The sequence below is a fragment of the Cetobacterium somerae ATCC BAA-474 genome, assembly GCF_000479045.1.
GTDB lineage: Bacteria > Fusobacteriota > Fusobacteriia > Fusobacteriales > Fusobacteriaceae > Cetobacterium_A > Cetobacterium_A somerae.
The window spans coordinates 1-13,854 of sequence record NZ_KI518221.1 but is presented as its reverse complement, the minus strand read 5'-3'; the positions used below and the strand labels follow the sequence as shown (position 1 = coordinate 13,854).

The following is a 13,854-nucleotide window of genomic DNA, read 5'->3' as shown; positions in this document are numbered from 1 at the left end:
GATTACTAGGTTGTATAGCACTTGCGTTAAATGTAAAATAGGAGTTAATTCGATATCTTAAGCTATATTTATAAAAATTGCAAGTTTTTGTAATAAGATAATTTAGTTAAAGAAAAAATTGCTCTGAGAAAATTTCTTCTTAATAATAAAAGAGGATTTTCTCAGAGATTTTTGATAAATTTTAGAATAATTTTTCAGATTGTATATAAAATTTCAAGAAAACTTAGAAATCATAGTCCCATATATTTTTTTATAAGATTTAAATCGATATCTTTAATTTTTGAAATCTCTTTTATTTGATCATCAAGGATTATTTTAGGTGAGATATACTCACTTTTAGGATTTCCTATATAAATTCCACAAATAGTCGAAGAGGGAGTCATAGCAAAGTTTGAACTTAAACTTGCACCAGTTTCCTCGCCATTTATAATTTCAAAAATATCTTTTTTTATTGAATGATCAGGTAAACAAGGATAACCAATAGCTGGTCTAATATTAATATTCCAGTTATTTTTTGATATATATTCCTGTAAATATGAAGAAGCTCCCTCAATTATTGTATTAGCTAAAAGCTGTTCAAATATATTTTCCTCATTTAGTGGCTTTATAGATGCTACAAATGCTCCTACATAATCGTTTGTTTCTATATAGTCAGACAGAGATTCATTTGTATCTCCTTGGTTTCTTATAAGTGGAATTTTCCGATTATCAATATCTAGGGTGTCACTATTTTTTGTTGTAGAATATATTTTATAAACAGCTTTTACATGTATTTCCTTAAGTAACCAATAATCTAAAATACTGTAAGCTTCTTTTAAAATTTTTGATTCTTCTTGAGTTTTTTTAACTTTTAAAGTGGCTAAAAAAATACTCCAATCAATGTATGGAAGAATTTTATCAAGTGTGATTTTCATAGAAACTCTTTCTAAAAACTTTGGTTTAATTGGATTGTAGCTTACATATTTGGAATCGAGTCTAGCAATCTCTATATTTTTAGTTATTAAATTTTCTTTATTTTTAAAATACAAAGATCGTAACGTATCATATTCTTTCTTTGTTCTTTCTTTAAAAATATCAGATTCTTTATTAAGTAAAGAATTTAAAATTGGAACAGTAGATGAAGCGTCTGTAACATGAAAAACTTTATTTTTATATTTTGGTTCTAATTTAAGAGCAGTATGAAGTTTTGAAGTTGCAGCTCCACCAATTATTATAGGAATATTAATTTTATTTTTTTCAAAAAGTTCAAGAACTTCACCCATTTCACTTAAAGATGGAGTTATTAAACCACTCAATGTCACAATGTCTACATTATTTTTTATAGCTTCATGGTAAATACGTTCTTTTTCAACCATTACTCCTAAATCAATAATCTCATACCCATTACATTTTAATACAATTTTAGTGATATTTTTTCCAATATCATGAACATCTCCTTTAACAGTACACATTAAAATTTTTCCTCTGATACTTTTATATGTTTCATTTTGATTTATATATGGTGTTAGATATTTTACAGCTTTCTCCATGATAATAGCAGATTTAATAATTTGAGGTAGATAAAACTCTCCCTGTTCAAATTTATTGCCAACTTCAACTAATGCAGTCATGAGGATAGTTTGGATTATATCTAGAGGAGTGTATATTTCAAGAGCCTCTTTTAAATCAAACTCTAAATTATTGCTCTTTCCTTCTAATATTTTTATATGTAGTCTTTCTTCAACTTTTAGATTTTTCTTATCTTTAATCTTATTTTTTAAATTCTCATTATTTTCATCATTTAAATGAAGGGTTTTACAAAACTTTAAAATATCTTCAACAACTTCTTCACCTAAAATTAATCTATCAACTAAGTGAACTAATTCCACGGGAAATTTAATATTTTTTTCATTTGGATTTATAATCCCCATATTTAAACCATTTTTAATAGCCTCTTTTAAAAATTGTTTATGAATTAACTGTCTCAGTGGGTTATTGCCTCTAAAAGCAAAAGATACATTACTAATTCCACCACTTATTTTAACTCCTTTTAAATTTTCAGTTATCCATTTAGTTGCCTTGAAAAAATTGACAGCATGATATCTATCTTCCTTTAAGCCAGTTCCAATTGTTAAAATATTTGGATCAAAGATAAGATCTTTTTCGTTCCACCCATTTTTAATTAATAAATTATAAGATCTTTGACATATTTCAATTTTTCGTTCAAAATCAATTCCTTGCCCATTCTCATCAAATGCCATAATAACTAATGCAGCACTGAAGTTTTTAATGATCTCAGCTTTTTTTAAAAACTCTTTTTCTCCATCTTTTAAACTTATTGAGTTAACTATTGCTTTTCCAGATATATTTTTTAAAGCAGTTTTAATTACTTGAAAATTAGATGAATCAATCATAATAGGAACTTGAGATACAACTGAATCATTGCTCAAAGTTTTTAAAAATATTTCAAACTCCTTTTTTGAATCCAATAGTGCATCATCTAAGTTGATATCAATTATATCAGCTCCATTTTCTATTTGTTCTTTAGCAATTTCAATAGCTTCTTCATACTTTTTTTCCTCTATTAATCGTTTAAATTTTCTAGAACCTGCAACATTATTTCGTTCTCCAATTAGATAAAAATTTTTATTATCTTCTAATGGAAGGTTACCAGCTAAAAAGAACTTATTAATTTCCTTAAAATTAATTTCTCTAGGTAAATAATTTTTAGAGTAATCACTGATAAGTTTAATATGAGCTGGAGTAGTTCCGCAACATCCACCAATAATATTTATTTTCTTATTATCTATAAGTTTTTTTAGATATTCTAAAGTTATTTGAGGTTTTTCATCATATTCTCCATTTTCATTTGGTAGTCCTGCATTAGGGTATACAGATAATAATTTATCTGTATATGGATTTAAACTTTCAATTAGTGGAATTAAATCTTTTGCACCAAAAGAGCAGTTAAGTCCAAAAGATATAATACTATCTCTATCTAAAGAGGTTATTAATGATTTTATATCTTGTCCAGAAAGTATTTTCCCATTTTTATTAACAGTAGCAGATATCATTATGGGTATTTTTTTAGAATTCTCTTTGGCTACTTTCTCGCATGCTATAACTGCTGCTTTAGCATTTAAACCATCAAAAATAGTCTCTATTAAAAATAAATCTACACCTCCATCAACGAGTCCTCTGGCTTGAATCAAATAACTTTCAAATAGTTCATTAAAATCAATTTCACGATCTAAGATGCTCTTACTTGTAGAAATAGATGCACTTTTATTTGTAGGTCCTATAGAACCTGCAACTAAAATTTCTTTTTTAGAATTTTCAACCGCTTCTCTAGCTAATTTAGCACCAAGGAAGGATAAAAAATAAGATTCGTTTTCTAATCCATAATCTTTTAAAGAGATACTATTTGAATTGAAGGTATTTGTTTCAATAATATCAGCACCAGCTTCTATATATTTTTTATGAATATCTAAAATTATATCCTGTCTAGTTTTATTTAAAATTTCATGACATCCAATATATTTATAATTATTATCAGTGTAGTCTTTCTCAGATAAATGATAGTCTTGGATTACCGTTCCAGTAGCACCATCTAATATGTAAATCTTTTTTTTAGTTAACATAACTCCCCCTATCTAGTACCAAGCATTAGAATTTTTAATTTTATATAAATCACCTATAATTGATGTAGCTGTAGGTAATGCTCCAGCTCCTTTTCCAGAAAAGAATGTTTTTTCTAAATGTTTACCATAGCTTTCGATTCCATTATAAGCATCATTTACATTATATAGAGGATCATTTTTATCTATAAGAACTGGTTTTACAACTATTTTAATAGCTTCATCTTCTTTAGTAGCTTCACCAATTAATTTGTATCTCTTTCCAGAAGTTTTAGCAATTTTAATATCTTTATCTGTGATAAAATCTATTCCTTTAATTGATATTTTTTCAAAGTCTATAAACTCATCCCAAATTAAATAGGAAAGTAAACTTATTTTGTGAGCAGTATCTATTCCTTTTACATCAAAAGTGGAATCTAATTCGGCATATCCTTCTTTTTGAGCTGTTTTAAGAGCATCTTTATAACTATATCCCTCTTCCATTTTACTTAAAATATAGTTTGATGTTCCATTTAAAATTCCTCTTATTTGTTTTATTCCACCAGAAAAAACTCCTTCATAGATAGATGAAGCAATTGGGGTTCCACCAGCTATAGCTCCTTCAAAAAATATTTTTACTTTATTTTCTTTTGCTAATTTAAAGACTTCTTTACCTTTGGTAGCCAAAAGATATTTATTTGCAGTTATTAAATTTTTTTTATTTTTTAAAGTATCTTTAGCGATCTCAAAAGCAACTGTATTTCCTCCAATAAGCTCTATTACAGTCTCAACAGAATCATCTTTTAAAATTTTTTTATAATCTTTAGTAAAGTTATAATCTCCAATATCATTTATATTTTCTTTCAAATCACATATCCAAGATATTTCAATACTTTCGCCAATTCTTTTTTCAATGTTCTCTTTTTCTTTATTTAAAAGTTCAAGAACGCCCTTACCAATAGTTCCAATTCCTATAATTGCAATTTTCATCTGTTACCTCCTATAAAATTTATCCAATTTTTATAAAATTCATCTCTATGATTTTCCCAACTAAAAATAGGTTCGTTATTTGGATTATCTTCTTTAAAGTAGTTTTGAGGAATACTTTTTCCATCTCTTTCAAATTCGAATTTTAGTCGTTCTTTTTGGTATTCACTGTGTCCAAATATAAATATATCCTTATAATCTTTGCTTGTGCACATATAAATACCAGCCTCCTTAGATTCTCCCAAAATAATAAGTTCAGCTTTTTGTATGCACTCTTTTCGATTAGATGTACTTCTAGAATGAGGAGCTTGAAACTTATTTTTTATAAAAGGATTATCAGTTTTAATAGTATGTTCATAGACTCCAAAAAGTTTATTCTTTAACTCATATTTTTCTATTCCAAATTTTGAATACAATGCCCCTTGAGCTCCCCAACAGATATAGATGGTTGGTAACAAATTAGTTTTAAAAAAATTATCTATTTCTTTCCAAAAATCAACATCTTTAAAGTCATATTTTTCTATGGGAGCTCCAGTTACAATAAAGCCATTAAACTTTTCTTTCCTTATCTCATTTAAAGGAATATAATTTTGTTTAATATAATTGAAAGAGGTATTTTTATATATATGTGTAATAGGATAGATATACTTTAACTCAATATTTTTATTTATTTTTTGAAAAATTGTAGAAAATTGTGACTCAACTTCTGTTTTTATTGGCATTAGATTTATGATTCCTATTTTTATCTTAATTCACCTCCTGTAGATGTTCTTTCACATATTTAATCCTTCTCATAATCTCAGTCACAACATCAACTTTATTCATAGTATAAATATGAATTCCAGGAACTCCTGAAGATAAGAGGTCTATTATTTGTTCAACAGCATAGGCTATTCCAGCTTCTTTTAAAGCTTCAGGATTATTCTCATATCTCGTTAGTATTTTTTGGAATTTTGGTGGAATAGTTGATCCACATAGCTCAGTTATTTTATTTATTTGTTTTGCATTAGTCACAGGAATTATTCCAGGAATTAAAGGGATATTAATTCCTAACTTATCACATTTATTTTTAAAATCGTAGAAGTAGTTATTATCAAAAAAGATTTGTGATATTAGAAAATCTGCACCTTCTTTTACCTTTTCTTTTAAATAAAATAAATCTAAAAGATCATTAGTTTCTTGATGTCCTTCAGGATAAAATGCAGCCCCTACACAGAACTCCTTTTCTTTTTTAATTTTCTCAATTAATTTACTAGCATATTTAAAATCACCTTTAATTTCACTATTATCTTTTGGAAAATCTCCTCTTAGAGCTAGAATGTTTTCAACATTATTTTTTTTTAATTTTTTTAGAATATCTTCAATCTCATTATTTTTAGCACCAAAACATGTTAGATGAGATAAAGGTTCTATTCCATAGACTTTTTTTATTCTAGAAGCTATTTCAACAGTTCTTCCTCTTATAGTACCTCCAGCTCCATAAGTGACACTTATAAAATCAGGTTTTAGTTTTGCAAGTTCATCAATTGTTTCATAAACTGATTCAATTGGATATTTCTCATTTGGTGGAAAAATTTCAAAAGATATAACTGGTTTTTTTATTTTATATAAGTTTTTAATTTTCATAAAATCCATCTCCTATTTAGTAATTTCAATAGCATTTTTTAAATCTTCAATTAAATCATAGATATTTTCTAATCCAATAGATATTCTTATTGTTTCGGGTTTTATTCCACAACTTTCTAATTCTGAATCGTTTAATTGGCCATGAGTTGTTGATGCAGGATGGATTATTAAAGATTTAGCATCAGCTACATTTGCAAGGTGTGAAAAAAGCTGTAGAGAATCTATAAATTTCTTTCCACGCTTTCGACCTCCTTTTAATCCAAAAGTAAAGATTGATGTTGCTCCTTTTTTTAAATATTTTTCTACTAACTCTTTTTCTATATTTTCCTGAAATTTAGGATAACTAATCCATTCAACCTCATTATTTTTAAATAAAAATTCAGCTATTTTTTCTGCATTTGCTACGTGTCTTTCCATTCTTAAAGAGAGAGTCTCGATTCCTTGAAGTATTAAAAAAGAATTAAAAGGGGATAGAGCAGCTCCAGTATCTCTCAAAGTTTTAACTCTAGCTTTTGTTATGAAAGCTTTTTCATTTAAATCAGAATATTTTAATCCATGATATCCATTATCAGGAGTATTAAAAGTTTCGAATTTAGAATCTTTCCAGTTAAAATTACCACTATCTACTATCAATCCAGCTATTGATGTACCGTGTCCACCTAAAAATTTTGTAGCTGAGTAAACAACTATATCAGCACCGAATTCAAAAGGTTTTATTAAATATGGAGTTGCAAATGTGTTATCTACAACCACCGGAATGTTATGTTTATGAGCTATAGAACAGATTTTTTCAATATCAACAACATCACCACTTGGATTTCCGAGACTTTCTATAAAAATTATTTTTGTTTTTGAAGTTATTAAGTTTTCTAATTGGTTTAAATCTTTTGGATTAAAAAATTTAGTATGAATTCCATAATCAATAATAGTATTAGTTAAAAAATTATACGTTCCACCATAAATATTGTTTGCTGAAAGGATTTCATCACCACATTTTGCAATTGTTAAAAATGTATACGCTACAGCAGCAGCACCAGAGGCTACTCCCAAAGCTCCTATTCCACCTTCTAAAAGAGAGATTCTTTCTTCTAAAACTTGTGTTGTTGGATTTCCTAATCGAGTATAGATATTTCCATTTTCTTTTAAAGAAAATAAATTAGCAGCATGGTCACTACTTTTGAAAACGTATGAAGATGTTTGATAGATTGGAACTGCTCTTGAACCTGTTTCTGAATCTGGATATTGTCCACCGTGTAATTGAATTGTTTCAAATTTATAACTCATAGTTAATCCTCCCTTTTGTAAAAAAGATATAGAAATAAAAAAAGCTTGAGAGATAATATCTCCCAAGCTATATTTAAAAGCTCTATATCTTTGGGAGATCTCATTTAAGCAAATCAAAATGAGTTCGTCCCAAAATTAAAAAATTAATTTTTGGTACCAACTCCCAAAGGCATCATATTCATCATTGTAGTTTTTATTATTTTATCAAACATATCAACCACTCCTGTAAAATATTTTTTATACTATAGCATAAATAAAAAAAAAATTCAAATTTTTTCTGAAATTATTTTTATTGATAGAAGGTTAGTAAAAAATAATTTGACAAATAGATAAATCATGAGGTATCCTTGTTTTAAGGAACACGTGTTCCCTAAAATGTTAAACATTAAAGGAGATTGATATGTTAGATAGTGTTGAAATTGCAAAGCTTGCTGGAGTATCTAGAAGTACCGTATCTAAAGTTTTAAATAATTATCCAAAAATAAGCGCTGAAACAAGAGAGAAGGTTTTAGAAATAGTAAAAAAATATAATTATGTACCTAACTCCAATGCTCAAGCTTTAGCTGGAAAGATAAACAGTGTTATTGGAATTTTTATATATGAAAAAAATTATGAAAAGAGTATTAAAAATAATCAAGGGAAAAATTTCGTATATTTTACTGATTTTATAGATGCTTGTATAAAAGAGGCTTTTTTATATAAACATCAAGTTCTTGTAGATATAATTGAAGATGAAATAGGAGAAATGAGAATTGAAAATTTTTTTAGAAATGGAAGTATAGCTGGAGGAATTTTTATAGGTTTAAATCAAGAAAGTAATTTAATTAAGCATTTAATGGAAAAAGATTACAAATTAGCATTAATAGATTATAGAAAAGATTTAGAAGGACACAAAAAAAATAACTGTACTTTTTTAATAAATGTAATGGATTATGAAGGATCGTATGAAATTACAAAACGATTAATTGATTTAGGTTGTACAAAAATTCTTTATATATCTGGAGATGAAAAAAAATTAACAGGATCAGAAAGAAAAAGAGGATATATTCAATGCTTAAAAGATAATGGTATTCCATTAAGAGATGAACTAATTATATCAAGTAATTTTAAAAAAGATGACTCATATTTAAAAATACAAGAGTTTTTGGAGAAAAATATTAAAATTGATGCAGTAATTTCAGCAAATGATACAATGGCATATAGTTTTTTAGATGTAATTAAAGATTTAGGATTAAAAGAAAAATTTAAAAATACTCAAATTTGGGGTTATGATAATTTAAAATATAGTTTTATTCAAGGAATAAAGACAGTTGCTCCTGATTTTAATAAAGGAGCAGTGGAAGCAATTAAATCATTAATTATACCTGAGTATGCAGCAGAAAATCCTTCAAAAATAGATGTTAAGCTAATAGAAAAATTAGAAGATTATTTAAATTCATAAAAATAAAAAATTAAGGGGTGTTGATTTATGAGATTTTTTAAAGGACTATCAATTTTAACGTTACTTTTAGTATTGTTTGGATGTGGAGAAAAAGAAAAAGAAAATGTATTGAAGGTATGGGCATGGGATCCAAATTTTAATATTAAATCTATTGAACTTGCTAAAGAAAGTTATAATAAAAAAAATCCAGATAATCAAGTAGAACTTGAAGTTGTAGAGATGTCTAGGCTAGATTTAGAACAAAAACTTATAACAGTTTTGTCGACTGGAGATAAAAGTACTTATCCAGATATACTTTTGTTAGGTGATAGAAATGCACCGATGATTCTAAATACGTATAATGAAGCTTTTACAGAGTTACAAGATATAATAAATTATGATAATTTTGCACAATATAAAGTTGGTGGTATGACTATAAAAGATAAAATATATGGAGTTCCATTTGATACAGGTGTAACAGGAATTTATTATAGAAAAGATATATTAGAGAAAGCAGGGTACACAGAAAAAGATCTAGAAAATATAACTTGGAATAAATTTGTTGAAATAGGAAAAAATGTAAAGGAAAAAACAAATATAGATATGATTACATTTGTTCCTAATGAAATGACTACATTTGAAACTATTTTACAATCTCAAGGATCGAATTACTTTAAAAAAGATGGTTCTATAAATCTTATTGGAAATGAAGCAGCTAAAGAAAGCTTAATAGTTATAAAAAATATGCTAGATAATAAAATAGTGAAACAAGCTATAGACTGGACAACTTTTATAGGGGCTGTAAACGGAGGAACTGCTGCATCTTCAGTAAGTGGATCTTGGTTTACGGCAACTGTTATGTCTGTTCCTGAGCAAAGTGGATTGTGGAGAATTGCACCAACACCAAGAACGGATAATGGATTTGGATTAAATAGCTCTAATGAAGGTGGAGCTAGTTGGTATGTTATGAATACAAATAAAAAGAATTTAGCTAAAAAATTTTTATCTGAAACTCTAGGTTCAGATATAGAGTTATATCAAACTTTATTAAAAGAAGCTGGAGTTGTGGGAACGTACATTCCTGCTGGTGAAGGAGAAGTCTATGCTACGGGTGTAGAATTCTTCGGTGGTCAAAAGATATATCAAGATTTTATTAAATGGATGAGTTTAGTTCCAAATGTTGAATACGGTAGATATTATGGAGAAGTATCATCAAATATAATGATGTTATTACCAGATTATTATAGTGGAAAAATTTCAGAAGATGAATTATTAGAAAAAGCACAAGAAAAAACACAGCAACTGATAAGTAAATAGGAGGAATTCTTTTGAATATAAAAAATAGAGAAAATAAAATAGGATGGAATATGCTAATAGTACTTCTAATTTTATGGGGACTATTTACTGTAATTCCTGTTATTTGGTCTTTTGGTTTAACATTTTTTTCTTACAGAGGAAATTTATCTAAATTTGTTGGAATAGGAAATTATATAAGCATATTTAGTGATAAATTATTTCTAAAGGCTTTTAGTAATACATTGTTTTATTTAATTATTCAAGTTCCTATAATGCTATTATTGGCAATGGTTATTGCGGCACTATTAAATAATAGTTCTCTAAAAGGAAGAGGAATATATAGAACAATTATATTTTTACCGTGTGTGACATCACTAATAACTTATTCAGTATTGTTCAAAATGATGTTAGCCCCAGATGGAATAGTAAATAAAATTTTGATTAATTTACATATAATAGGAGAGCCTACAAATTGGTTAGGAGACCCATTTTGGGCTAAAATAGTAGTTATATTTGCTTTAGTTTGGAGATGGACAGGTTATAATATGATATTTTATTTGGCAGCTATGCAAAATATACCTGGTGAAATTTATGAAGCTGCAACTGTTGATGGTGCTTCAAAATTTAAACAATTTTTTAGTATAACTATTCCGCTTATGAAACCAATAATAATATTTACATCAATTACTTCAACAATTGGAACACTACAATTATTTGATGAAACAATGGTATTAACTAAAGGTGGACCAGGAGATGCTACTATAACTTTATCACAACTTGTTTATAAGACTCTTTTTGAATATAGTCCAAATCAGGGTTATGCATCAACTATAGCTGTATTCATTGTTTTAGCAGCAGTTTTATTGGCACTACTTCAATTTAAAATAACTAAGGAGGAGTCAAATGAAAATTAAAAATTTAGTCTCACATATTTTTTTAATTATTTGTTCTATATTTACTCTTTTTCCTTTTTTATGGCTTATAATAGGAGCGACTAATAGCTCTAGCCAGATTACTATAGGAAAAATGAGTATCGGTACAAATTTTTTAATAAATTTTTCTTCAGCCATTAAAAAGGCAAATGTCTTACTAGGATTAAAAAACAGTTTAGTAATAGCGTTATCTATTACAATATTAGTTTTAATAATATCATCTTTAGCAGGATATTCTTTGGTTATTTTTCCAGATTCAAAAAGAGATTTTATATTTAAAGTAATGTTATTTTCGATGATGATACCTTTTGCAGGTCAACTAATACCTTTATTTAAAATTTTTACTAAAATTGGATTATTGAATACGTACTTAGCTGCAATTTTACCGAGTATATCAAGTGTTTATTTAGCATTCTTTTTTAAGCAATCTTTTAAAGCTTTTCCTAGAGAATTAATTGAAGCTTCCAGGTTGGATGGACTCTCAGAATTTGGAATATTTTTAAAAATTGTTTTTCCTGTTATGAAAAGTACATATGCAGCGGCAGGTATAGTGGCGTTTATGGGAGCTTGGAATAGTTATATGTGGCCATTAATAGTTTTACAGTCAAATAAGAAAATGACATTACCAATGATGGCAGCTTCTATATCAAATGGATATTCTCCAGATTATGGTGCTCTTATGGTGATACTTATTATAGCAACATTACCAATGATAATAGTATTTTTTACATTACAAAGACATTTTGTTCAAGGTATGACAGGTTCTATAAAATAAGGAGGAGTAATGACTAATAAAATTTTGTACGGTGGAGACTATAATCCTGAACAATGGTTAGATTATCCAGAAATACTAAAACAAGATATAGAATTAATGAAAGAAGCTAAGATAAATACTATAACGTTAGGAATGTTTTCTTGGTCAAAATTAGAACCAAAAGAAGGAGTATTTAATTTTGATTGGCTAGAAGATATAATAAAAAAACTTTCTGAAAATAAGATTAATATAATTTTAGGAACTCCATCTGGAGCTAAACCAACTTGGTTAGGAAATAAATATGAAGAAGTTCGAGTCGTTAGAAATGATGGTATTAGAGAATTACAAGGAAATAGGCATAATTTTTGTACAAATTCACCAATATACAGAGAGAAAATATCGATAATAAATACAAAGTTAGCACAAATATCTTTAAAATATAAGAATATAATTTTATGGCATATATCAAATGAATTTGGAGCAGATTGTCATTGTGAGTTATGTCAGCAAAAATTTAGAGAATGGTTAAAAGAAAAATATGAAAATATTGAAAATTTAAATAAAATGTGGTGGACAACTTTTTGGTCTCATTCGTATGAAAATTTCGATGAAATTCATACTCCAATGACTATAGGAGAGATGAGTATTACAGCTTTAGATATAAATTATCGTCAATTTATGGTAAAAAATTACATTGATTTTTTTAATTTTGAAAAGAAATGTATAAAAAGTATAACAAATCATTTACCATTTACTACAAATTATCATGGAACAGGAAATAATAATATGAATTACAGAGAATTTTCAAAACATGTAGATATAATCAGTTATGATTCTTATCCAGAATGGATGATTAAAAATAATTTAGATGTAGCTTTTGAAACTGCATTTAATTTTGATTTAATGAGATCAACTGATTTAAATAAACCTTTTATGTTAATGGAATCTTCGCCATCTTCAACAAATTGGCAAAGTTATTCGAAATTAAAACCTAATAATTTATTATCACTAGCTTCTCTTCAAAGTATAGCTCACTCAAGTTTAAGTGTTCTTTATTTTCAAATTAGACAAAGTAGAGGTTCTGCAGAAAAATTTCATGGTGCAATTATAGATCATAGTGGAAAATCAAATCATAGAGTTTTTAAAGAGGTTAAAAAATTAGGAGAAACTTTAGAAAAATTAGATTATAAATTAACTAATGTAGAAACAAAAGTTGCAATATATTATAGCTGGATAAATAAATATGCCCTAGAAAGAACTCAAGGACCTAGGAATGAAGGTATGGACTATTATGAGAACGTACTGAAAGTTTATAAATCTTTAAAATCAATGGGAGTGAATATTGATATAGTTTTTGAAGATAGTAAATTAGATAAGTATAAACTAGTTATAATTCCAATGATGTATGTATTAGAAAAAGAATTAGCAGAAGAGATTAAAAAATTTGTAAATGATGGCGGGACCATTGTAACAACAGCTCCTGTTGGATATGTAAATAATGATGATCTTTGTCATTTAGGAGGATTTCCAGGTTACTTAAAAGAAGTTTTAGGAATAAATATTGATGAAATTGATGCTCTAACAAATGAGGAAAAAGGAGAGATTAGTTATAAAGATAAACTTTATTTTTCTAAGTATTTTAATGAAATGATAACCTTATGTAATGCTAATGCTTTAGGTACGCACAACAAGTTTTTCTATAAAGGACAAGCAGCAATTTCAAAAAATAATTACGGTTTAGGGAGTGCTTATCACATTGGAACTCTTTTAGAAGTAGATGGATTATCTGATCTATTTGAAGATATATTTAAAGATCTTCAAATAGAAAAAGCAATTGATAATAAAAACTTAATTTATAATAGCTATTTAAATAGACATTATATATTTAATTTTACAGATAAATTAGAGACTTTTAAATTTAATAATGAAAATTATGTTTTAGAACCATTAAATTATATT

At 27.0% G+C, this 13,854-nt stretch carries 10 protein-coding genes; 5 read left to right on the top strand and 5 right to left on the bottom strand.

The genetic code is table 11. From position 1 onward, the window contains the following. Positions 1 to 230: 230 nt before the first annotated feature. The 5 genes from metH to HMPREF0202_RS14080 are packed head-to-tail and all read right to left on the bottom strand — an operon-like array spanning position 231 to position 7,493. A complete protein-coding gene (gene metH / locus HMPREF0202_RS14100; RefSeq protein ID WP_023051393.1) occupies positions 231 to 3,620 on the bottom strand; it encodes a methionine synthase in 3,390 nt (1,129 codons plus the stop codon). Positions 3,621 to 3,632: 12 nt separating this feature from the next. Continuing rightward, a complete protein-coding gene (locus HMPREF0202_RS14095; RefSeq protein WP_023051392.1) occupies positions 3,633 to 4,586 on the bottom strand; it encodes a homoserine dehydrogenase in 954 nt (317 codons plus the stop codon). Next, the gene (locus tag HMPREF0202_RS14090; RefSeq protein WP_261795771.1) at positions 4,583 to 5,317 is read right to left on the bottom strand and encodes a homoserine O-succinyltransferase; all 735 of its coding nucleotides are present in this window, start codon (positions 5,315 to 5,317) and stop codon (positions 4,583 to 4,585) included. The genes HMPREF0202_RS14095 and HMPREF0202_RS14090 overlap by 4 nt, the downstream gene beginning before the upstream one ends. 13 nt (positions 5,318 to 5,330) lie before the next feature. Then, entirely contained in the window at positions 5,331 to 6,209 is an 879-nt protein-coding gene (gene metF, locus HMPREF0202_RS14085) for a methylenetetrahydrofolate reductase [NAD(P)H] (RefSeq protein ID WP_040407701.1), read from the bottom strand. 12 nt (positions 6,210 to 6,221) lie between these two features. Further along, positions 6,222 to 7,493, bottom strand: coding sequence for an O-acetylhomoserine aminocarboxypropyltransferase/cysteine synthase family protein (locus HMPREF0202_RS14080; RefSeq protein WP_040407704.1), 1,272 nt, complete (start codon positions 7,491 to 7,493; stop codon positions 6,222 to 6,224). Between the two features lie 400 nt (positions 7,494 to 7,893). On the opposite strand from HMPREF0202_RS14080, the gene HMPREF0202_RS14075 reads away from it, so the two are divergent. From HMPREF0202_RS14075 to HMPREF0202_RS14055, 5 genes are all read left to right on the top strand, one after another. After that, complete coding sequence (locus HMPREF0202_RS14075) at positions 7,894 to 8,934, top strand: LacI family DNA-binding transcriptional regulator (RefSeq protein ID WP_023051388.1); 1,041 nt, start codon at positions 7,894 to 7,896, stop codon at positions 8,932 to 8,934. 27 nt (positions 8,935 to 8,961) lie between these two features. Next, complete coding sequence (locus tag HMPREF0202_RS14070) at positions 8,962 to 10,230, top strand: ABC transporter substrate-binding protein (RefSeq protein WP_023051387.1); 1,269 nt, start codon at positions 8,962 to 8,964, stop codon at positions 10,228 to 10,230. 11 nt (positions 10,231 to 10,241) lie between these two features. Beyond that, a complete protein-coding gene (locus HMPREF0202_RS14065; protein WP_023051386.1) occupies positions 10,242 to 11,123 on the top strand; it encodes a carbohydrate ABC transporter permease in 882 nt (293 codons plus the stop codon). Continuing rightward, complete coding sequence (locus tag HMPREF0202_RS14060) at positions 11,113 to 11,916, top strand: carbohydrate ABC transporter permease (protein WP_023051385.1); 804 nt, start codon at positions 11,113 to 11,115, stop codon at positions 11,914 to 11,916. Before HMPREF0202_RS14065 ends, HMPREF0202_RS14060 begins: the two co-directional genes overlap by 11 nt. Positions 11,917 to 11,925: 9 nt before the next feature. Continuing rightward, on the top strand, positions 11,926 to 13,854 hold a 1,929-nt coding region (locus HMPREF0202_RS14055; protein WP_023051384.1), incomplete at its 3' end, for a beta-galactosidase.